Source organism: Streptomyces sp. NPDC048481 (assembly GCF_043200075.1).
Lineage (GTDB): Bacteria > Actinomycetota > Actinomycetes > Streptomycetales > Streptomycetaceae > Streptomyces.
Map to the genome: position 1 here is coordinate 1 of NZ_JBICXC010000013.1, position 20,621 is coordinate 20,621.

The following is a 20,621-nucleotide window of genomic DNA, read 5'->3' on the forward strand; positions in this document are numbered from 1 at the left end:
CCGGTTTCGCCAGCTCGGAGGCACGGACCACACAGAACCACATGGTCTCGAAGATGTGCTCCTGCTCCTGGGCGAAGACGCCGGGGTCCGTGTAGTACTCGCCGGACAGCGTGGGGATGAGGCTGGGCGGCAGATTCCTGGGGGTCATCGGGTCACCTTCGGGGAACATCGTGATGCGGTGGCGGGCGATCCAGTCGTCGAGGTGGGGCGCCTCGGCCCCGATCGACGTGGTCTCGCCGTGGCCGGTGTGCACGGTCGTGGCGGCGGGCAGCGTCAGCAGCCGGTCCCGGACGGAGGCGATGATGGTGCCGAAGTCCGAGAAGGAGCGGCCGGTGGCTCCGGGACCGCCCCGGAAGAGGGTGTCGCCGGAGAAGAGGGCGTTCAGTCCGCGGGCGTGGAGGCAGACCGCTCCGGGTGAGTGGCCGGGGGTGTGGAGCACCGTCAGGCCGGTGCCGGCGACGGTCAGGACGTCGCCCTCGGCCAGTTCGCGGAAGTCTGGGGCCCCCGCCCCGTCGCCGTGCGCCGCTTTCCACAGCACCGTGTCGTCGGGGTGGAGCAGGACGGGCGCGCGGTGGCGGGCTGCCAGGGCCGGGGCGGCGTTGACGTGGTCGTTGTGGGCGTGCGTGCACACGACGGCGACCAGACGGCGGTCGCCGACGGCGGCGTCGATGGCGTCCGCGTCGTGCGCGGCGTCGACGACGAGGACCTCCTCGTCGTCGCCGATCAGCCAGACGTTGTTGTCGACCTCCCAGGCGCCGCCGTCCAGTTCGAAGGTGCCGGAGGTGACGAGGTGCTCGATGCGGGCGGTCACAGGAGCACGACCGACCGCAGGACGTCGCCGTGGTGCATCTTGGCGAACGCGGCCTCGACGTCGTCCAGGCCGATGGTCTCGGTGACGAACCCGCCGAGGTCGAAGCGGCCCTGGAGGTAGAGGTCGATCAGGGCGGGGAAGTCGCGCGAGGGCAGACAGTCGCCGTACCAGGAGGACTTCAGGGCGCCGCCGCGGCCGAAGACGTCGAGCAGCGGGAGGTCGAGGGTCAGCTCCGGGGTGGGGACGCCCACCAGGACGGCCGTGCCGGCCAGGTCGCGGGCGTAGAAGGCCTGTTTGAAGGTCTCGGGGCGGCCCACCGCGTCCACGACGACGTCGGCGCCGAAGCCGCCGGTCAGTTCGCGGATCGCCTCGACGGCGTCGGTCCTGGAGGAGTCGACGGTGTCGGTTGCGCCGAACCGCTCGGCCCACTTCAGTTTCCGCTCGTCGACGTCGACGGCGATGATGCGGCCGGCGCCGGCGACCTTGCCGCCCGCGATCGCGGCCATGCCCACCCCGCCGCAGCCGATCACCGCGAGGGAGTCGCCGCGCCCCACGGCACCGGTGTTGACCGCGGCGCCGAAGCCGGCCATCACGCCGCAGCCGAGGAGGCCGGCGGCGGCGGGCGCTGCCGTCGCGTTCACCTTGGTGCACTGTCCGGCGGCGACCAGGGTCTTCTCGGCGAAGGCGCCGATGCCGAGGGCCGGGGAGAGCGGGGTGCCGTCGGCCAGGGTCATCGGCTGGGCGGCGTTGTGCGTGGCGAAGCAGTACCAGGGCCGTCCTCTGCGGCAGGCCCGGCATGTGCCGCAGACGGCACGCCAGTTGAGGATGACGAAGTCGCCGGGTGCGACGTCGGTGACGTCCTCGCCGACCGACTCCACCACGCCCGCGGCCTCGTGGCCGAGGAGGAAGGGGAACGCGTCGTTGATGCCGCCCTCCCGGTAGTGCAGGTCGGTGTGGCAGACCCCGCAGGCCTGCACCCGCACCAGCGCCTCTCCGGGGCCGGGGTCCGGCACCAGGACGGTCTCCGTCGAGACCGGGGCGCCCTTCTCGCGGGCGACGACGGCGCGTACCTCGTGTGTCACGGTCGATCTCCTCGTCGGGGGCGGCCGACTGCGCGCTTCGGCCGGGTGTGCGGGTTGGCGGGCGGACGCCGGTCGCCTCAAGGCTGTCGGCGAGGGACCGGCGGACGGGTCGTTGGGGGGACCGGACGAGGGCCGTGGGCGGTTGCCGTTCCGGCGGCCCCTCCGTGTTCTGAATAGCGCAACCATCTTCGCCATGAGCAACGTTGACCAAACTCTCTCCTCGGGGACACCCCCTGTCAAGAGGTCGGCCGAGGCCGACTCGCCCCTCCCTCTTCGGTGCCGCCCCCTTCCCCGGACCGGAGCGGCCGTGCGAGCATGCGGGCGACCGGTTCCGGCCGGTGCCGACCCGCTCCGCGAACCCCCCGGCCCTTGAGCGCGACGGCCTATAGTTGCGTCATGAGCAACTACGCGGCAGAGGGCGCAACGGGCATGACGGCCGGGCCCGTGAGCGGCGTGCAGTCCGTCGACCGCGCCGTCAGCGTGCTGGAGATCCTCGCCCGCCGCGGCGAGGCCGGTGTCAGCGAGGTCGCCGCCGAGATCGACGTCCACAAGTCGACCGCCTTCCGGCTGCTGGGCGCGCTGGAGGCACGCGGGCTGGTCGAGCAGACCGCCGAGCGGGGCAAGTACCGGCTCGGATTCGGCATCGTGCGGCTCGCCGGCGCCGTCACGGGCAGGCTCGACGTCACCCAGCAGGGCCGGCAGGTCTGCGAGCGGCTCAGCGAGGAGATCGGCGAGACCGTCAACATCGCCGTCCTCCAGGAGCATTACGCGGTCAACCTCCACCAGGTGCGCGGACCGGGCGCGGTCGGCACCCACAACTGGGTCGGCCAGCTCACGCCCGTGCACGCCACGTCCAGCGGAAAGATCCTGCTGGCCCATCTGCCGGAGCGGCGGCGGGCCGAGGTGCTGGAGGCGTCCGGGCTGCGGAGGCTGACGCCGCACACCCTCACCGCGAGGACGGAGCTGGAGAAGGACCTCGACGTGGCGCGCGAGCGCGGTTACGCGATGACGACGGAGGAGCTGGAGATCGGACTGCACGCGATGGCGGCCCCGATCCGCTCCCGCGAGGGCGAGGTCATCGCCGCGCTCAGCGCCTCCGGGCCGGCCTACCGCTTCACCGAGGACCGCATGCGGGAACTCGCGCCCGTGCTGACGCGGGGCGCCGAGGAGATCAGCCGCAGAATGGGCCACCTGGGCTGACCGCCCGCGGAAGGCGCCCGCGGAGAGCGCCGGGCGGGGCGGCGGTCGCGCCGCCACCGCCTCTCGGCGCCCCGGCGGGCCGCTCCTCCCCCGACGCCGGCGCGCCTCGGCCGGAGCGGCCGCGCCCGTGCTTCGGCGCGCGCCCCACCACCGGCGTGTCGAGCTGTGGACGTGTCGGGGTGTCTGCGTGCCGGTGGGACCGCGCGGGCAGGACACGTGCGCGTCCCCTGCCCGTCGCCGTCCCGTCCGGGGGCGGCTCGCTCAGACGTACTCCGTCGCCGCGTCGAGCAGCCAGTCCGCCAGATACCCGGCGAACGAGGAACGGACCAGCACCCAGAATCCGGCGCTGGGCTTGTCACGCGCCACCAGGACGACCTGGGTCCGGCCCAGGGTGGTCTGGGCGCAGCGGCCGGGGCCGAAGGCCCTCGGGTGCAGGTCCAGCGAGCAGCCGTGGGCCAGCAGGTCGCGGGCGCCCGCACCGGCGACGAGGAGCGTGGTGCGCTGCGCGGAGACGTCGGTGACCGCGACCGGCTCGTCTCCCGCGGCCTCCCGGATCCGGCTCTCCAGTTCGCGGCCGCCGCCCGGCGGACCGACGAGCAGCCACTCGTCGGGGCCGAGCCGGAGCGCCGTCAGCTGCCCCGCGCGGACGACGGTGTCGGGCTCCAGAGGCAGCGGGAGCCCCAGTGCGAGGCCTACGGCGCCGGCCGCCGCGCCCTTGGCGTCGAGACGGACGTCGAGCTGGGTGAGGAAGGGGAGTTCGGCCAGCCGGATCGCGCCGCCGGAGGCGCGGGTGGCGGCGGCCAGCCGGTCGGCGGCCCGGTCCAGGGGACTGCGGAGCCGGGAGGTCGGGGCGGTGTCAGCCATCGCGGCGGGCTCCCTCGGGGTCGTAGAGGACGGGGCTCGTGACGGTCACGGGGACCAGTCGGTCGCCCACGGGGGCGTACAGCCGCTCGCCGACGCGGTCCCGGCCGCCCTTGACCAGGGCGAGGGCGAAGGTGCGGCCTAGGGCGGCGCTGCGGTAGCTGGAGGTGACGTGGCCGAGCATCGGGACGGGCGGGGCCGGGAGCACGCTGTCGGCGATCAGGTGGGCGCCCTCGGGGAGGAGGTCGGCCGGGTCCTCGGGGAGCAGGCCGACGAGGTGTTTGCGGTCCGGGCGCACCGTGTCGGGGCGGGCGAAGGAGCGCTTGCCGATGAAGTCGGGCTTCTTCTTGGAGACCGCCCAGCTCATGCCGAGATCCTGCGGGGTGACCGTGCCGTCGGTGTCCTGGCCGATGATCGGGTATCCCTTCTCGGCGCGCAGGACGTGCATGGTCTCGGTGCCGTACGGGGTGATGCCGTACGGGGCGCCGGCCTCGTACAGGGCCTCCCAGAGTGTCAGGGCCTCCCACGGTGACACGTTGATCTCGTAGGCGAGTTCGCCGGAGAAGCTGATCCGGCAGACCCGGGCCGCGATGCCCGCGACGGTCGTCTCGCGCCAGGCCATGAACGGGAAGTCGTCGCCTGCCACGGCGAGCCCCGGCGCGAGGGAGCCGAGCACGTCACGGGAGCTGGGGCCGGCCAGGGCGACCGTGGCCCATTGCTCGGTCACGGACGTGCAGCGCACCCGGAGTTCGGGCCACTCGGTCTGGAGCCATTCCTCCATCCAGTCCAGGACGGCGGCGGCGTTGCCGGTCGTGGTGGTGACCAGGTAGCGGTCCCGGTCGACCCGGATGACGGTGCCGTCGTCGAAGACCATGCCGTCCGGGCGGCACATGACGCCGTAGCGGATCATGCCGACCTTCAGGGTGCTCATCATGTTGGTGTAGAGCAGGTCGAGGAAGGCGCCGGCGTCCGGGCCCTGGACGTCGATCTTGCCGAGGGTGGAGGCGTCCATGAAGCCCACGCCCTCGCGGACCGCCGCGCATTCGCGCAGCACGGCGGCGGCCATGTCCTCTCCGGCCCGCGGGTAGTACCAGGGGCGCTTCCACTGGCCGACGTTCTCGAACAGCGCGCCGTGCCCGGCGTGCCATTCGTGCAGGGCCGTCGTGCGGACCGGGTCGCTGAGCACGCCCCGGTCGCGGCCCGCGAGGGCGGCGAAGGAGACCGGTGTGTACGGCGGGCGGAAGGTGGTGGTGCCGAGGGCCGAGACGTCCACGCCGAGCAGTTCGGCGACCACTCCGCTCGCCAGCACGCCCGAGGTCTTGCCCTGGTCGTTGGCGGTGCCCGCTGTGGTGTAGCGCTTGGTGTGCTCGACCGAGCGCAGGCCGGCGCCGGTGGCGCGGGCCAGGTCGGCGACCGTGACGTCGCGCTGGAGGTCCACGAACCGGGGAGAGTCGGACTCGCCGGGGACGACGTACACGTGCATCGGCGGGGTCGGGGCGGGCTGCGGGGCCGGGGCCGGGAGGCGGGGCGCCTCGGCGGTGTACCCCTCGGCCTCGATCGCGCGGGCTCCGGCGGCGGCGCCCTGGGCGAGGACGGCGGCCGGGTCGAGGAGACCGCTCGCGCTGCCCACGACCTCTACGGCCTGGCGGGCGGTGTCGGGCACGAAGGAGCCCAGGGTCTCGTCGTGGCGCAGCCTGCCGCCGCACTGGCTGAACAGGTGGGCCACCGGGTTCCATCCGCCGGAGACGAGCAGCAGGTCGGCGGCGAACTCCCGCTGCCCGGCGGATTCGCCGTACGGGGCGACGGTCACGGCGGTGAGGCGGGCCCCGCCCCGCGTGCCGGTGACGGCGTGTCCGGCCAGGACCTCGATGCCGGCGGCCCGGGCGCGCTCGGCCCACTCCCCCGGCTCGGGGCGGGTGTCGACGATCGCGGTGACGGCCAGGCCCGCCGAGGCGAGGTCCAGGGCGGCCGCGTAGGCGCTGTCGTTGGTGGTGAAGACGACGGCGTGGCGACCGGGCAGGGCGCCGTGACGGTTGACGTGGGTGCGGGCCGAGGACGCCAGCATCACGCCGGGGCGGTCGTTGTCGGCGAAGGCGAGCGAGCGTTCGTGGGCGCCGGTCGCGAGGACGACCCGGCGGGCGCGGATGCGCCAGACGCGTTCCCGGGAGACGTTGCCGGGGGCAGCGGCGCCGAGGTGGTTGGTGCGGCGTTCGACGGCGAGGAGGTGGTTGTCGTCGTAGTAGCCGAAGACGGTGGTGCGGCGCAGGACGCGGACCTCGGAGGCGGCGTCGAGCAGGGCGGCGGTCCCGGCCACCCAGTCGAGGTGTTCGGCCGTGCCGAGCAGGCTGCCGCCGGGCTCCGGCTGGTCGTCGGCGAGGATGACGCGGGCGCCGCTGTTCGCCGCCGCGGCGGCGGCCGCCAGGCCGGCCGGGCCCGCGCCCACGACCAGCAGGTCGCAGTGGGCGTGGACGGCGTCGTAGCGGGCCGGGTCGGGTGCGGTGGCGAGGCGGCCCTGGCCGGGGAGGCTGGTGGCGACCAGCCCGTCGTACAGCTCGACGGTGGTCGCGGGGAGCATCGGTTCGGGGAACGGCTCCTCGATCTGGATGACGGCGTTGGGTTCTTCGACGCCGGCGGAGAAGATGCCTCGGGGGCGGCCGAGCTTGATGCTGGTCCCCGTCCGGATGACGCCGTTGGCGAGGAGCGCGGAGGCGAGGGTGTCGCCGCGGTGGCCCTGGTACTCGGTGCCGTCGAAGGTGAAGGTGAGGGTCTCGTCCCGGTCGATGCGGCCTCGGGTGGGGTGGCGGAACGGCTGGGTTGCCTCACCCCCGCCGCCGCTTCCCGGCCTGTTCCCGCGGGCGGTGCCCCCGGACCCCCATTCGGCCTCGACAGCCTCGTTCTCGAACTCCGGCAGAGGGGGGACCACCGGACGGGCTGAGTGGGCCGGGCTCGGGTCCGGGGTTGCCGGGCGGTCCTCGCCCGTGCGATACACCGTCAGGATCTCGTTCGTCGACGTGTCGCGGACCGCGTTGAACCAGCGGCGGCAGCCCGCCGCGTGGCTCCAGCGTTCGGCGAACGGCCCCTTGGTGTTGTCGCGGAAGAAGAGGTAGCGGGCCCACTCCTCGTCGGTGAGGTCCGAAGGGGTCTCGGGGTAGGCCACGTGGGCCTGGCCGCCGTAGTGGAACTCGGCCTCGTCGCGGGGCCCGCACCACGGGCAGGGGATGAGCAGCATGGTTGGGCTCCCTAGTGGGCCACCGCGGCCGCGCCGTGCTCGTCGACGAGCGCGCCGGTGGTGAAACGGTCGAGCGAGAAGGGGGCGTTGAGGGCGTGCGGGGCGTCGTGGGCGATGGTGTGGGCGTAGACCCAGCCGACACCCGGTGTGGCCTTGAACCCGCCTGTCCCCCAGCCGCAGTTGAGGTACAGGTTGTCGACGGGGCTGAGCCCGACGATCGGCGAGGCGTCGGGGCTGACGTCGACGATGCCGCCCCAGGTGCGCAGGACGTGCGCGCGGGCGAACACCGGGAACAGCTCCAGGGCCGCGGCCATCTGCTCCTCGATGATGTGGAACGCGCCGCGCTGGGTGTAGGAGTTGTACGCGTCGATGCCCGCGCCCATCACCAGCTCGCCCTTGTGCGCCTGGCTGACGTACACGTGGACGGCGTTGGACATCACCACCGTGGGGTGCACGGGCTCCAGCAGTTCGGAGACCAGGGCCTGCAACGGATGTGATTGAAGCGGGAGTCGGACGCCGGCCATGGCGGCGAGGACCGAGGTGTGGCCCGCCGAGCACAGCGCGACCTTGCCGGCCCCGATGCGGCCGCGGGTCGTCCGTACGCCGACGACCCGGTTGTCGACCACGTCGAGGCCGGTGACCTCGCAGTTCTGGATGATGTCGATGCCGGCCGCGTCGGCGGAGCGGGCCAGGCCCCAGGCCACGTGGTCGTGCTTGGCGATGCCGGCGCGCGGCTGGTAGGTGGCGCCCAGCACCGGATAGCGCACGTCCTGCGAGACGTTGACGATCGGGCAGACTTCCTTGACGCCGTCGGCGTCGAGCCACTGCGCGTCCACGCCGTTGAGGCGGTTGGCCTCCACGCGGCGCACGCTGTCGCGGACGTCCTGGAGGCTGTGCGCGAGGTTCAGCACGCCGCGCTGGGAGAAGAGGATCGGGTAGTCGAGTTCCTCCTCCAGGCCCTCCCAGAGCTTGAGGGCGTGCTCGTAGATGCCGGCGCTCTCGTCCCACAGGTAGTTGGAGCGGATGATCGTGGTGTTGCGGGCCATGTTGCCGCCGCCGAGCCAGCCCTTCTCCAGTACCGCGACGTCGGTGATGCCGTGGTTCTTCGCCAGATAGTGGGCGGTGGCCAGGCCGTGTCCGCCGCCGCCGACGATCACCACGTCGTACGACTTCCGTGGCTCGGGGTCGCGCCACAGCCAGTCGGGGTGCTCGGGGAGGTCTGCGCCGGGGGTGCGGGGGCTCATCGGACGTCTCCGTCTTCCGAAAGGCACGGATGCTGCGGGTAGGGGGGCTGGGAGTGCGGGTGCTGCGGGTGCTCGGGGGCGTGCGCGTTCATACGGCGGTGGCGTTCCTCTCGGCGGCCTCGACGACGTTGGCTGGCAGCATCGCGCGGGTCATGGGGCCGACCCCGCCGGGCATCGGCGCGATCCAGCCGGCGACGTAGGCGTGGCTGCCGGGGTCGTCGCCGACCAGGACGGTGCCGAGGCCCGGTGGGCGGCCGGCGAGGGCGGTCGACTTGGCCACGCGCTCCGTGAGTTCGCGGCGGACGGCGGCGGCGGTCGCCCGGCCGTCGAGCAGCGTTGCGTTCACCGGCGGTGCTCCTTCCCTCTGCGGTCGTGGCCGGGGTCAGCCACGGAGGCGGGACATGGTGGGGTCGAAGAGGGGCTCCTCGGTGACGACGGCCTCCACGCGCTGGTCGAAGTAGCCGATGTGCAGCACCGTTCCGGGGGTCGTGAGTCCGGTCGGGAGCCAGGCGTAGGCGATGCCCTTGCCGATGGTGTAGCCGTAGGCGGCGCTGGTGACGTAGCCGACGGGCCGGTCGCCGTCGAAGACGGGTTCCTTGCCGAGGACGGCCGACCGGGGGTCGTCGATGACGAGGCAGGACAGCTTGCGCCGGACGTTCTCCTTGCGCCGCAGCAGCGCTTCCTTGCCGATGAAGTCGTCCTTGTCGAGTTTGACGGCGAAGCCGACGCCGGCCTCGTAGGGGTCGTGCTCGTAGGTCATGTCGGTGCCGAAGGAGCGGTAGCCCTTCTCCAGGCGCAGGCTGTTGAAGGCGCCGCGTCCCGCGATGACGCCGCCGAGGGGCCGGGCGGCATCCCAGAGGGTGTCCCAGAGCTTCTGGCCCTGGTCGGCGGTGGTGTAGATCTCCCAGCCGAGTTCGCCGACGTAGCTCAGGCGCATGGCGGTGACGGGCACCGAGCCGATGTAGGCCTGTTGGGCGCGGAAGTACTTCAGTCCGTCGTTGGAGAAGTCGGCGTCGGTGAGGGGCTGGAGGACCTTGCGGGCGAGCGGGCCCCACAGGCCGACGCAGCAGGTGCCGGGGGTGATGTCGCGGACCTGGACGGTGCCGTCGGCGGGGAGGTGGCGGGTGATCCAGTCCAGGTCGAGGTTGCCGTTGGCGCCGATCTGGAAGGTGTCGCGGGCGAGCCGGGCGACGGTGACGTCGCTGCGGATGCCGCCGTCGTGGTCGAGGAAGAGGGTGTAGGTGACCGAGCCGGTGGATTTGGCGACCTTGCCGGTGCACAGGCGCTCGAGGAGGGCGGCGGCGCCGGGACCGGTGACCTCCAGGCGTTTGAGGGCCGTCATGTCGTACATCGCGACGGTCTCGCGGGTGGCCTGGGCCTCGGCGCCGACGATGGGCGACCAGTAGCGCGCGGCCCAGTCGCCCGGGGTGGGGATGGGGCGGCCCTCGACGAGGCCGGCGTTGGCCTCGTACCACTGGGGGCGTTCCCAGCCGTTGGCCTCCAGGAAGAAGGCGCCGTGCTCCTGCTGGCGGGTGTGGAAGGGGCTGGTGCGGAGGGGGCGCGGGTGCCCGGAGGGCTGGAGCGGGTGGAGGATGTCGTAGACCTCGACGAAGTTCTGGCAGTCGCGGGCCAGCACGTACTCCGGGGCGAGCTGGTGCGGCTCGAAGCGGTTGACGTCGCATTCGTGCAGGTCGAAGGAGGAGCAGTAGCCGTCGACCAGCCATTCGGCCATGGCCCGGCCGACTCCGGCGGAGTGGGTGACCCAGACGGCCTCGGCGACCCAGAAGCCCTTGACGTCCCGTGACTCGCCGAGCAGCGGGAAATTGTCGGTGGTGAAGGAGAACAGGCCGTTGATGCCCTCCTCGATCTTCGCGTCCTTGGTGGCGGGGAGGAGCGCCTGGGTCTCGGTCCAGGCGTCGGCGAAGTCGTCCTCGGTGAACTTCAGGACCGACGGCATGCCGTCGGCCTCGTCGACGGAGAGGATGTCGTCGGCGGTGAGGGGCATCGGGCGGTGGCCGTAGGAGCCGATGCCGATGCCGTCGAAGCGGTCGCGGTAGTAGAGGTCGGCGTCCTGGTGGCGCAGGATCGGGCGGACCGCCTCCTCGGTCTGGCCGGCGAGGGCGGGGACCGGGCCGGTCCAGGCGAGCTGGTGGGCGAGCGGGGTCAGCGGGAGGTTCATGCCGGCCATGCGGGCGATCCTGGGGCCCCAGATGCCGGCGCAGCACACGACGATGTCCGCGGGGATCTCGCCCTGGTCGGTGAGGACGCCGGTGACCTCGCCGTCGGCCTTGAGGACGTCGAGGACCTCGTGGCGCGGCAGGAAGGTCACGCCGCGTCCGGTGGCCCGGCGGATCTGGGCCTCGACGGCGAGGACGGCCTTGGCGAGGCCGTCGGTGGGCACGAGGAGGCCGCCGAGGACCTTGTCGGGGTTGACGAGCGGGTGCTGTTCGAGGCATTCGTCCGCGGTGAGCAGGCGGGCCTCGACGCCCCAGGCGGTGATCCAGCCGTGGCGGCGGCGCAGTTCGGTGAGGCGCTCGGGGGTGGTGGCCACTTCGAGGCCGCCGACCTGGAGGAAGCAGGGCTCGCCGTCGACGTCGAGGGAGCAGAACTTCTCGACGGTGTAGCGGGCCAGCTCGGTCATCGTCTTGGAGGAGTTCGTCTGGAAGACGAGGCCGGGCGCGTGCGACGAGGATCCCCCGGTGGCGGGCAGCGGGCCCTGGTCGACGACGGTCACCTCGGTCCAGCCTCGTGCGGAGAGCTCGTCGGCGAGGGCCGATCCCACGACGCCCGCTCCGATGATGACCACTCGGGGTCCCGCCATCGCCGCACCTCCGGTCTGTTGATCAGCCGAGCCGATCGAGTTGCTGTTTACGCAACGCGGTTCAGGTTGCGCAACTCAATGTGCCTGCCGTGCTGGTGGGTGTCAAGGGGCCCGGGACCTCGCAGGACAGGGGGTGGAACAGGGCGGCCGCGGCGCGCCCGGCGACCGGCGGGCGGGCCCGGAAACGGCGATGCCCGGTGGGCGGCGCGCATCCCGCACGCACCGCCCACCGGGCATGATCCGACCGGGTCCCCGGACCCGGTCCCCGTCGCTACTTGAGCCAGGCGTCCACCTTGGCGCGGTTGGCGTCCACCCACTTCTTCGCCGCCGCCTCGGGGGTCATCTTGTCGACCGCGATGTACTTGGCCACCACGTTCTGGTCGTCGTTCGTCCAGTTGAAGTTCTTCACCAGGGCGTAGGCCGGGCTGCCGGATTTGGCGAACTTCGCGCTGACGATCTTGTCCAGGTCGTAGACGGGGTAGTCGCAGGCGATCTTCTCCGCGTCGGCGTCGCACCCAGCCTTGTACGCGGGCAGGTTCACCTTCACCAGCGGCACCTCGGACAGGAACCACTGCGGCTCGTAGAAGTAGCCGATCACCCATTCCTTGTTCTTCTCGGCCTTGCGGTAGGCCTGGATGAGCGCCGTCTCGCTGCCCGCGTACACCACCTTGAAGTCGAGCTTGAGGTTCTTCACCAGCGCCTCGTCGTTGGTGACGTACGACGGGTCGCCGTCCAGGAGCTGGCCCTTGCCGCCCGACTCGGAGGTCTTGAAGTTCGCCGCGTACTTGTTCAAGCTCTTCCAGTCGGTGATGTCCGGGTGGGCCTTCGCCAGCCACGGCGGCACGTACCAGCCGATGATGCCCTTGTTGCCGGTCGAGCCGGCCGGCACGGCCGTCTTCTGCCCGTCGATGTACTTCTTCCGAAGGTCGTCGTGCCCCCAGTTCTCCAGGACGGCGTCCACCTCGCCCGTCCCGAACCCCTGCCAGGCGATCTCCTCCTTGAGGTCCTTCTTGGTGACCTTGCAGCCGAGGTCGTTCTGCGCGACGTACGCCACGACCGCGGCGTCCGCCTCGTAGCCCACCCACGGGTTGACGGCGAGGTTGAAGGCCCCGCACTTGCCCGAGGCGTCCGCGCCGCCGCCGGATCCGGAGGAACTGTCGCCGACCTTCGCACCGCCGCACGCGGTGAGGGTGAGGCCGAGGACCGCCATGCCGGCCGCGCCCGCTCTCCATCGTCTTGCTTGCCTTGCCATCGTCAGTCGCTCCTTACGCGCTGGTACGCCGCGCCGCTGCCTGAGTGATGCGGTCGAACATGACTCCGAGAAGGACGATGGCCAGCCCCGCCGCCAGCCCCTTCCCGAACAGTTGGCCCTGCGAGAAGCCGGCCACCACGTCGTAGCCGAGGGCGCCCGCACCTACCAGGCCGCCCACCACAACCATCGACAGCACATAGATCAGACCCTGGTTCGTGGCGAGAGTCAGGGCCCCGCGCGCCATCGGCAGCTGGACCTTGGTGATGATCTGCCAGGTGTTGCACCCGGCGGCGGTGGCCGCCTCCACGGTGGTCTCGGGCACGGCCCGCACACCGTCGGCGATGATCTTCATGGCGACGGGCGCCGCGTAGACGATCGCGGCGACGATCGCCGTGAAGCGGGTCGCGCCGAACAGCGCGAGGAACGGCACCAGGTAGACGAACGGCGGCATGACCTGGGCCGCGTCCAGGCTCGGCCGCAGCACCCGGTCCACCAGGCGGCTGCGGCCCATCCACACGCCGAAGACGATGCCGAGCAGCATCACGAGGATCGTGGCGACCACGGTCGAGGCCAGTGTCGTCATGCTGTCCGACCACATGCCGGTGGCGACCAGGAGTCCCACGCACACGGCCGTGGTGAGTCCGGCCCGGCGACCGCCCAGGACGGTTCCGAGCGCGACCAGCACGGCTCCGACGAGCCACCACGGCGAGTCCGTGAGCAGCGACTGGAACGGGTTGAGCAGTCCGTCGGTGAGGAGATCGCGGACGGTGTTGGTGACGCCCGAGAGGTTGTCCTGCACCCAGGTCGTCGTGGTGTCGGCGGCGCTCGCGACGGAGCTGCCGACGCTGCCGTCGCCGGGGAACTCGGCCGCCCACACGTAGGTGTGGGAGAGGAAGACCAGGACGGCCGTGCAGAGCGCGCCCGCGCCGAGCAGCGGACGCCGCCAGGCGAGGAACCGGTTCTTCGAACGCCGGGCCTCCTCCTCGCGGGTGCTGGCGGCGGTCGTCACCCGGTCGAGGACGATCGCCATGACGACGATGGACAGGCCCGCGTTGAAGGCCGTTCCCACGTCGAGCGACTGGAGCGCCTGCACGACGGTCTTGCCGAGGCCGGGCGCGTCGATGAGGGCCGCGATGGTCACCATGGCCAGGGCGGCCATGATGGTCTGGTTGACGCCCATCACCACGGTCCGCTTGGACATCGGCAGCAGGACCTTCAGCAGACTCTGCCGGCGGGTCGCGCCGAGCGAGTCGGCCGCCTCCACCGTCGTCTCCGGCACGGTCCGGATGGCGTGCGCGGTGATGCGGATCGCCGGCGGCGCCGCGTAGATCACGGTGGCGATGGTGGCGGAGGCCCCGCCGATCAGGAAGAACAGGGTCAGCGGTGCGAGGTAGACGAAGGTCGGCATCGTCTGCATGAAGTCGAGGAACGGCGTCATGATCCGGTGGAACCGGTCGGAGAGTCCCGCCCAGACCCCGAGCGGGATCGCGAACAGCAGCGCCACCAGGACCGCGGAGACGGTGAGCGCCAGGGTGTCCATGCTCTCCTGCCACAGGCCCTGCAACCCCAGGAAGGCGAAGCCGGCCACCGCCAGCAGGGCGACCCGCCAGTTGCCGAAGGCCCAGGAGGCGTAGCCCGCGACGGCGACGACGCCGAGCCAGCCGATCTGCGGAAGGGGGCGGCCCGCGGAGGGCTGGGAGATCAGGTCCTGGACGAAGGTCACCAGGGTGTCGATGACGAGGCGGATCTCGTTGAAGAAGTACAGGAACAGCGGGTTGGAGTTGCGGTTCGCGCCGATCGAGTCGTTGACGTCGTTGAACCACCGGTGCAGGTCGGTCAGGTCCGCCGCCCCGAGCGCGAGGGTCTCTCTGCCGCGCAGGAGGGCGAACAGCAGCAGCCAGACGAGCAGGATCGCGCCGGTCACCAGGGAGCGGCTGATCCTGCGGGGCGCCGCGGCCGCGGCCGGTTCCTCGGCGGGCCGGATCCTCTCCGGCCGGCCCGGGGGCTCGGTCTTCTCCACGGCGACGGTCACCGGACGCCGCCTTCCTGTCCGGCGACCACGGCGAGGATCTCCTCGTCGCCGACGATGCCGAGCAGTTTGCCGTTCTCGACGACCTTGACGGGCTTGTCGGCCGCCAGCACCGCCCGGGTCGCCTCGCGCACCACGACGTCGGGACCCAGCTCGGGGCCGTCCAGGGCGTCGCCGTCCGCGGGCGGGCGCATGATCCAGCGCAGGGTGAGGACGTCGCCGCGCGGCACGTCCTTGACGAACTCGCGCACGTAGTCGTCGGCCGGGGCGCCGACGAGTTCGTCGCCGGTGCCGCACTGGACCATCTTGCCGTCGCGCATGATCAGGATGCGGTCGCCCAGTTTGAGCGCCTCGGACAGGTCGTGGGTGATGAACACCATGGTCTTGCCGACCTCGTGGTGCAGGCGGATGACCTCGTGCTGCATGTCGCGGCGGATCAGCGGGTCCAGCGCCGAGAAGGGTTCGTCGAAGAAGAGCACGTCGGGGTCGCCGGCCAGCGCGCGGGCCAGGCCGACGCGCTGCTGCATGCCGCCGGAGAGCTGGTCGGGGTAGGAGTTCTCGTAGCCGGCGAGGCCGACGAGCTCGACGACCTCCAGGGCCCGCCTGGCGCGGTCGGCCCGGCTCATGCCGCGGATCTCCAGACCGAAGGCCACGTTGTCGACGACGCGGCGGTGCGGCAGCAGCCCGAAGTGCTGGAAGACCATGGAGAACTTGCGGCGGCGCAGGTCGCGCAGGCGTCTGTCGTCGGCCTTGCGGATGTCCTCGCCCTCGAAGACGATCTCGCCCGCGGTGGGCTCGATCAGCCGGGTCAGACAGCGCACCAGGGTGGACTTGCCGGATCCGGACAGGCCCATGACGACGAAGACCTCGCCGGGCGAGACGTCGAAGTGCACGTCGCGCACGGCGGCGGTGCAGCCGGTGCGGTCCATCAGCTCGCGGCGGGTGAGACCGCACAGCTCCTCGGACCCCGGCACCCGGTCCGCCTTCGGCCCGAACACCTTCCACAGACTGCGCACGGAGATGACCGGGGTGGGACCCGGGTCCTGGGGGGCGCCGCGCCGCCGCGGCACCTCGGTCTGGGTGGTCATGATCGACCTTCTTTCGGCGTTCAGCCGCGGAACCAGCGCTGCGGCCGGGGTTGGATGTTCTGCCAGATGTGCTTGGGCTCTCGGTACTCGTTCAGACCGGACGGTCCCAGCTCCCGCCCCACACCCGAATGGCCGAAACCGCCCCATTCCGCCTGCGGCACATAGGGGTGGTAGTCGTTGATCCACACCGTGCCGTGGCGCAGCCGCCGGGCGACCCGCTGGGCCCGGCCGGCGTCCTGTGTCCACACCGCCCCGGCGAGTCCGTACGCGGTGTCGTTGGCGATGCGCACGGCGTCGTCCTCGTCGGTGAAGCGCTCCACGGTGAGCACCGGGCCGAACGACTCCTCGTGCACCACGCGCATGTCCTGCCGGCATTCGTCGAGCACGGTCGGCGGGTAGTAGTGGCCGCCCGCCAGGGCCGGATCATCGGGGCGTTCGCCGCCGCAGCGCAGCACGGCGCCCTCGGCGACGCCGGCGGCGACGTACGCCTCCACCTTGTCGCGGTGCCGTGCGGAGATCAGCGGCCCGGTCTCGGCGTCGGGGTCGAAGGGGCCGCCGAGGCGGATCCGGCGGGCGCGGCGCACGATCTCGTCGACGAGCCTGTCGTGCAGGGAGTCCTCGACGATCAGACGGGCGCCGGCCGAGCACACCTGCCCCGAGTGCAGGAAGACGGCCGTGAGGGCGAAGTCGACGGCGGTGTCGAGGTCGGCGTCGGCGAAGACCACGTTGGGGTTCTTCCCGCCGAGTTCGAGCGCCACCTTCTTCACGGTCGCGGCGGCGGCCGCCATGACGCGTTTGCCGGTGGCCAGGCCGCCGGTGAAGGAGACCATGTCGACGTCCGGGTGCTCGCAGAGCGGTGCGCCGGTCTCGGGGCCCGCGCCCAGGACGAGGTTGGCCGCGCCGGCCGGCAATCCGGCCTCCTCCAGCGCCCGCATCAGCAGGACGGAGGTGGAGGGGGTGAGTTCACTGGGCTTCAGCACGACCGTGTTGCCGGCCAGGAGAGCCGGGGCGACCTTCCAACTGGCTTGCAGCAAAGGGTAGTTCCAGGGGGTGATCAGTCCGCACACCCCGACGGGCTCGTAGACGACCCGGCTGACCGCGTCGTCGCGGCCGGTGTCGACGACCCGGCCGGCGTCGACGCCGCCGATCCCGCCGTAGTAGCGGAAGCAGGAGACGACGTCGGCGATGTCGTACTCGCTCTCCACCATGCGCTTGCCGGTGTCCAGCGATTCCGCGCGGGCGAAGGTCTCGGCGTCGCGCTCGATGACGTCGGCGGTGCGCAGCAGGAGGGCGCCGCGCTCCCGCTCGGGGGTCCGTGGCCAGGGGCCCTCGTCGAAGGCCCGGCGGGCCGCGGCGATCGCCGCCTCGGCGTCGGGGCGCGTTCCTTCGGAGACGGTCGCGGCGAGCGTGCCGTCGGCGGGACATCGGATCTCCCGGCTGCCGCCGGCCACGGGGGCCCGCCATTCGCCATTCACATACAGGTCTGCCACGCGCCGAGCCTTCCGACCGAAATTCGTTGCGCATCGTGCACCCGATTGCTTGTGATGGAACACCCTGTCGGCTGGCCAGACGGACGTCAAGATGTTGCGGGATGACGATTTGGCCATGCGGCCACTTCCCCGTCCACCCTTGACCGCAGACGACACCGAGCCGACGATGTTGCGTATCGCTCACCTTGTTGTGCAATACGCACCGACGGAGGCCGCACATGTCCCCTCGCCCGCAACCTGGTCGTGAGTTCGTCCTGACGCTTTCCTGTCCCGACAGCGCAGGGCTGGTCCATGCCGTGAGCGGCTTCCTCGTCAGGAACTCCGGCAACATCCTGGAGAGCCAGCAGTTCGACGACCGGCTCCAGGGCCGGTTCTTCATGCGCGTCCACTTCGACGTCTCCGACCCCGACGTCGGCCTGGAGGCCCTGCGGTACCGCTTCGGCCCCGTCGCCCAGGCCTACGCCATCTCGTGGTCCCTCAGCGACGCCGCCACGCCGACCCGGACCCTGATCATGGTGTCCCGGTTCGGGCACTGCCTGAACGACCTGCTCTTCCGCCGGCGTGCGGGCGCGCTCAACATCGACATCCCCGCGATCGTCTCCAACCACCGGGACTTCGAGAAGCTCGCGCAGACGTACGACGTCCCCTTCCACCACATCCCGGTGACCCGCGACACCAAGCCGGAGGCCGAGGCCCGGCTCCTCGAGCTCGTCCGCGACCTGGACATCGACCTGGTGGTGCTGGCCCGCTACATGCAGATCCTCTCCGACGACCTGTGCAAGGAGCTGGACGGCCGCGCCATCAACATCCACCACTCCTTCCTGCCCAGCTTCAAGGGCGCACGCCCCTACGACCAGGCCTACGACCGCGGTGTGAAGCTCGTCGGCGCGACCGCGCACTATGTGACGTCGGACCTGGACGAGGGCCAGATCATCGAACAGGACGTGGTCCGGGTCGACCACTCGCTGGACCCCGGCGAGCTGGTCACCGTCGGCCGGGACGTGGAGGCCCAGGTGCTCGCGCACGCGGTGAAGTGGCACAGCGAGAACCGGGTGATGGTCGAGGGCAACCGCACGGTCGTCTTCCGCTGAACGGGACGCCGCCCGCGCACACCCGCCGCCCGACCGGCCGACCCGGCGGGCCGCCCGTCAGCCGGCATCCGTCAGCCATGTGTACGACGCTGCGGCTCCATACACCTAGTCGCCGGTCGTGCCGTCGAGCATCTCGCGCAGGATGTCCAGGTGGCCGTTGTGGCGGGCCGTCTCCTCGATGAGGTGGAGGAGGATCCATCGCAGGTCGACGTGGACCCCGTTGCGGATGGTTCGCCGGGCCCGCTCGCCCAGGTCGTGTCCGGCGACGAGCTCGCGGTAGCGGGCGCTCTGTGCGGCGTATTCGCCGAGCAGCTGCGGGAGCGGGAACTCGACGGCGATGCGCATCTCGCGGTCCGGATCCTCATCCGTCATGGGGGCGTGGTCCTCCTCGCCGAGGAAGACCACCTGGAACCAGTAGTACTCGACCCAGCGGAGATGGTTGACCACTGCGCTCATCGTCATCAGCGGTGAACCCGGCAGAAGCGCCTTGCGGGCGTTCTCCGCGGAGACGCCTTCGCACTTGACGCGGGCCGTGTCCCGCGCGTAGTCGAGGAACGTGGTGAGCTGCGTGCGCTCGTCCCACGCGGGCGGTGTGTCGTCGATTCGTGTCATCGCGCGAAGCGTCCCCGATCACCGCGACCGATGTCGAGGCGTTTACGCGGAACTCCGACCGATCAGGCGACGCGCGCCCCGTCCTCATCCTCGTCTTCGGATGCCCGTTCCTCCCCTCCTCCCCTGCAACCGGGTCGGGCGCCCCTCGGTGACGGCGGGATGACGGCATGCTGACGCCGCGTCCGTAACGTCGGGCCTGGCGCGGGAGCGGCGAGCGCGCAGGATGCGGCGGCCCCGGCCCCGGCACTCCGAGACTCCGGGCCGCCGACCCCGAGCCCGGCAGCCCCCGAAGACTCCGTCATCGACCGGAAGGCTTCGTCATGGTCGCTGTGTCCCACGTTCAGTTCGGCATGCGGAACGAGGACGTGCGTATCGTCCAGAAAGCCCTGATCAAGCGCGGCCGCAAGATCCCCGACGGCGCCACCGGCCTGTTCGGCGACCAGACCAAGGCCGCCTACCGGGCCGAACAGCTCGCCCAGGGCTTCGAGGGAGCCGACGCCGACGGCATCCCGGGCCCGACCTCGCTGGCCACCCTCGGCAGACTCACCGGCATGTTCCGGCTGGACGGTGCGGGGGCGCCCTCGGCCGGAAACGGAAAGCTCACCCTGGGCCAGGTCACCTTCCGCGATCCCGGCGACGAATCGGGCGAGGAGGCCATGCGGCGCTACGCCCGCAAGGCGTGCCAACTGACCCACATGGACCCGCGGTTCGGTGTGCCGGCGCTCGCCACCATCGCCAAGCGCGAGTCCGCCAGCAACAGCCCGAGGTTCCGGATCAACACGACCGACAGGAACGCGAACGGCCCCCGTGTCGCCGACGGCCACCCGCAGAACTGCTCCCGGGGAGCGACGCAGTGCATTCCGGGCACGTTCGCCACGTACCACCAGGCGGGCACGGCGACCACGCCGTACGACGTGGTCGCCTGCATGTGCGCGACGGTCAACTACGTCCGCCACCGCTACCACGTGAACGAGTCCGGTTCGAACTTCGCCGCCCGTGTCCAGCAGGCGGATCCACGGCGCTCTCCCCACTGGTACTAGGAGTTCCCCATGGTCGCCACACCGACGGTCACCGTGTCCGACGTCCGGTTCGGCCAGCGCAACGAAGGCGTGCGCATCGTCCAGAAAGCCCTGATCAAGCGCGGCCGCAAGATCCCCGACGGCGCCACCGGCCTGTTCGGCGACCAGACCAAGGCCGCCTACCGGGCCGAACAGCTCGCCCAGGGCTTCAAGGGAGCCGACGCCGACGGCGTCCCGGGCCGTACCTCCCTGACCGCGCTCGGCCGCCTCTCAGGCCTCTTCCACGTGGCGGGCGGCGCCGCTCCCGCCACGCCGCACACCGGCCGGGCGGGCTCGCCCGTCCCCGGGCACAAGGTCACGTTCGAGTTCTTCGAGCGCGGCGACTACGCCTGGAAGCCCGACGGCCACGGCCGCCACACCGGGCAGGACTTCGCCGCCGACACCGGAGTTCCCGTGGTCGCCGTGCGGGCCGGCACCATCACCTGGTCGAACGGCGGCGGCGGGGCCTACGGCCAGTGGATCGGGCTGGCCGCGGACAACGGTCACGTCTACACCTACTGCCACCTCTCGAAGCGTCAGGTCAAGGCCGGTCAGCACGTCGCCGCCGGGCAGCGGCTCGGCGCCGTCGGCAGCACGGGCAACGCCACCGGGCCGCACCTGCACTTCGAGATGTCCAAGGGCTCCGCCTGGTCGTACGGCAATGTCGCCAAGCCGAGTTGGTGAAGCCCTGGAGTGCACCCCGTCCGGGTCAAGTCTGTTGAGCCGCCCTCGAATTGGCTAGGTTCCCGGCGT

15 protein-coding genes and 1 pseudogene are annotated in these 20,621 nt (G+C 71.7%); 4 read left to right on the forward strand and 12 right to left on the reverse strand.

Annotation, left to right across the window (positions count from 1 at the left end; translation table 11 throughout):
* Window positions 1–181: 181 nt before the first annotated feature.
* Window positions 182–811, reverse strand: a pseudogene (locus tag ACGFSH_RS29975) (MBL fold metallo-hydrolase); the annotation flags it as partial.
* On the reverse strand, window positions 808–1,893 hold the full coding sequence (locus tag ACGFSH_RS29980) for an S-(hydroxymethyl)mycothiol dehydrogenase (RefSeq protein ID WP_393353909.1): 1,086 nt from the start codon (window positions 1,891–1,893) through the stop codon (window positions 808–810). The gene ACGFSH_RS29980 and the pseudogene ACGFSH_RS29975, both read right to left, overlap by 4 nt.
* Window positions 1,894–2,289: 396 nt before the next feature.
* Between ACGFSH_RS29980 and ACGFSH_RS29985 the strand changes: the two genes are divergently transcribed.
* The gene (locus tag ACGFSH_RS29985; RefSeq protein ID WP_393353910.1) at window positions 2,290–3,093 is read left to right on the forward strand and encodes an IclR family transcriptional regulator; all 804 of its coding nucleotides are present in this window, start codon (window positions 2,290–2,292) and stop codon (window positions 3,091–3,093) included.
* 261 nt (window positions 3,094–3,354) lie between these two features.
* Here the strand turns inward: ACGFSH_RS29985 and ACGFSH_RS29990 are convergent, their stop codons facing one another.
* The 9 genes from ACGFSH_RS29990 to ACGFSH_RS30030 form a co-directional block, all read right to left on the reverse strand.
* A complete protein-coding gene (locus tag ACGFSH_RS29990) occupies window positions 3,355–3,957 on the reverse strand; it encodes a sarcosine oxidase subunit gamma (RefSeq protein ID WP_393353912.1) in 603 nt (200 codons plus the stop codon).
* Window positions 3,950–7,183: a sarcosine oxidase subunit delta family protein gene (locus ACGFSH_RS29995; RefSeq protein WP_393353914.1), complete on the reverse strand. Its 3,234-nt coding sequence runs from the start codon at window positions 7,181–7,183 to the stop codon at window positions 3,950–3,952. Before ACGFSH_RS29995 ends, ACGFSH_RS29990 begins: the two co-directional genes overlap by 8 nt.
* Window positions 7,184–7,194: 11 nt before the next feature.
* Window positions 7,195–8,427 carry a sarcosine oxidase subunit beta family protein gene (locus ACGFSH_RS30000; protein ID WP_393353916.1) on the reverse strand — a complete coding sequence of 411 codons (1,233 nt, stop codon included), beginning with the start codon at window positions 8,425–8,427 and terminating at the stop codon, window positions 7,195–7,197.
* An 88-nt stretch (window positions 8,428–8,515) separates the two neighbouring features.
* Window positions 8,516–8,773 (reverse strand): tetrahydrofolate dehydrogenase/cyclohydrolase catalytic domain-containing protein, encoded by a 258-nt coding sequence (locus ACGFSH_RS30005; protein ID WP_393353918.1) that lies wholly within the window; start codon window positions 8,771–8,773, stop codon window positions 8,516–8,518.
* 36 nt (window positions 8,774–8,809) lie between these two features.
* Window positions 8,810–11,248: an FAD-dependent oxidoreductase gene (locus tag ACGFSH_RS30010; RefSeq protein ID WP_393353920.1), complete on the reverse strand. Its 2,439-nt coding sequence runs from the start codon at window positions 11,246–11,248 to the stop codon at window positions 8,810–8,812.
* A gap of 271 nt (window positions 11,249–11,519) precedes the next feature.
* On the reverse strand, window positions 11,520–12,500 hold the full coding sequence (locus ACGFSH_RS30015; protein WP_393353922.1) for an ABC transporter substrate-binding protein: 981 nt from the start codon (window positions 12,498–12,500) through the stop codon (window positions 11,520–11,522).
* A gap of 13 nt (window positions 12,501–12,513) precedes the next feature.
* Window positions 12,514–14,532 (reverse strand): ABC transporter permease, encoded by a 2,019-nt coding sequence (locus ACGFSH_RS30020; RefSeq protein WP_393353924.1) that lies wholly within the window; start codon window positions 14,530–14,532, stop codon window positions 12,514–12,516.
* Window positions 14,529–15,617: a glycine betaine/L-proline ABC transporter ATP-binding protein gene (locus ACGFSH_RS30025; protein WP_393353925.1), complete on the reverse strand. Its 1,089-nt coding sequence runs from the start codon at window positions 15,615–15,617 to the stop codon at window positions 14,529–14,531. Before ACGFSH_RS30025 ends, ACGFSH_RS30020 begins: the two co-directional genes overlap by 4 nt.
* A gap of 20 nt (window positions 15,618–15,637) precedes the next feature.
* Window positions 15,638–17,107, reverse strand: a complete 1,470-nt coding sequence (locus ACGFSH_RS30030; RefSeq protein WP_393353927.1) for an aldehyde dehydrogenase family protein — start codon at window positions 17,105–17,107, stop codon at window positions 15,638–15,640.
* 218 nt (window positions 17,108–17,325) lie between these two features.
* Here ACGFSH_RS30030 and purU point away from each other — a divergent pair, with 218 nt between their 5' ends.
* On the forward strand, window positions 17,326–18,198 hold the full coding sequence (gene purU / locus ACGFSH_RS30035) for a formyltetrahydrofolate deformylase (RefSeq protein ID WP_393353929.1): 873 nt from the start codon (window positions 17,326–17,328) through the stop codon (window positions 18,196–18,198).
* Window positions 18,199–18,303: 105 nt separating this feature from the next.
* Here the strand turns inward: purU and ACGFSH_RS30040 are convergent, their stop codons facing one another.
* The gene (locus ACGFSH_RS30040) at window positions 18,304–18,810 is read right to left on the reverse strand and encodes a DinB family protein (protein WP_393353931.1); all 507 of its coding nucleotides are present in this window, start codon (window positions 18,808–18,810) and stop codon (window positions 18,304–18,306) included.
* A gap of 350 nt (window positions 18,811–19,160) precedes the next feature.
* Between ACGFSH_RS30040 and ACGFSH_RS30045 the strand changes: the two genes are divergently transcribed.
* Both ACGFSH_RS30045 and ACGFSH_RS30050 read left to right on the forward strand, forming a co-directional pair.
* A complete protein-coding gene (locus ACGFSH_RS30045) occupies window positions 19,161–19,850 on the forward strand; it encodes a peptidoglycan-binding protein (protein WP_393353932.1) in 690 nt (229 codons plus the stop codon).
* A gap of 9 nt (window positions 19,851–19,859) precedes the next feature.
* Window positions 19,860–20,552 carry a M23 family metallopeptidase gene (locus ACGFSH_RS30050; protein ID WP_393353933.1) on the forward strand — a complete coding sequence of 231 codons (693 nt, stop codon included), beginning with the start codon at window positions 19,860–19,862 and terminating at the stop codon, window positions 20,550–20,552.
* The last annotated feature ends 69 nt before the right edge of the window (window positions 20,553–20,621 follow it).

Bases quoted from the DNA above. Each gene is read 5' to 3' on its own strand.
- ACGFSH_RS29995 (WP_393353914.1), bottom strand. From the start codon at position 7,183: ATGCTGCTCATCCCCTGCCCGTGGTGCGGGCCCCGCGACGAGGCCGAG.
- purU (WP_393353929.1), top strand. From the start codon at position 17,326: ATGTCCCCTCGCCCGCAACCTGGTCGTGAGTTCGTCCTGACGCTTTCC.
- ACGFSH_RS30045 (WP_393353932.1), top strand. From the start codon at position 19,161: ATGCGGAACGAGGACGTGCGTATCGTCCAGAAAGCCCTGATCAAGCGC.
- ACGFSH_RS30040 (WP_393353931.1), bottom strand. From the start codon at position 18,810: ATGACACGAATCGACGACACACCGCCCGCGTGGGACGAGCGCACGCAG.
- ACGFSH_RS30025 (WP_393353925.1), bottom strand. From the start codon at position 15,617: ATGACCACCCAGACCGAGGTGCCGCGGCGGCGCGGCGCCCCCCAGGAC.
- ACGFSH_RS30050 (WP_393353933.1), top strand. From the start codon at position 19,860: ATGGTCGCCACACCGACGGTCACCGTGTCCGACGTCCGGTTCGGCCAG.
- ACGFSH_RS30015 (WP_393353922.1), bottom strand. From the start codon at position 12,500: ATGGCAAGGCAAGCAAGACGATGGAGAGCGGGCGCGGCCGGCATGGCG.
- ACGFSH_RS29985 (WP_393353910.1), top strand. From the start codon at position 2,290: ATGAGCAACTACGCGGCAGAGGGCGCAACGGGCATGACGGCCGGGCCC.
- ACGFSH_RS30010 (WP_393353920.1), bottom strand. From the start codon at position 11,248: ATGGCGGGACCCCGAGTGGTCATCATCGGAGCGGGCGTCGTGGGATCG.
- ACGFSH_RS30000 (WP_393353916.1), bottom strand. From the start codon at position 8,427: ATGAGCCCCCGCACCCCCGGCGCAGACCTCCCCGAGCACCCCGACTGG.
- ACGFSH_RS29990 (WP_393353912.1), bottom strand. From the start codon at position 3,957: ATGGCTGACACCGCCCCGACCTCCCGGCTCCGCAGTCCCCTGGACCGG.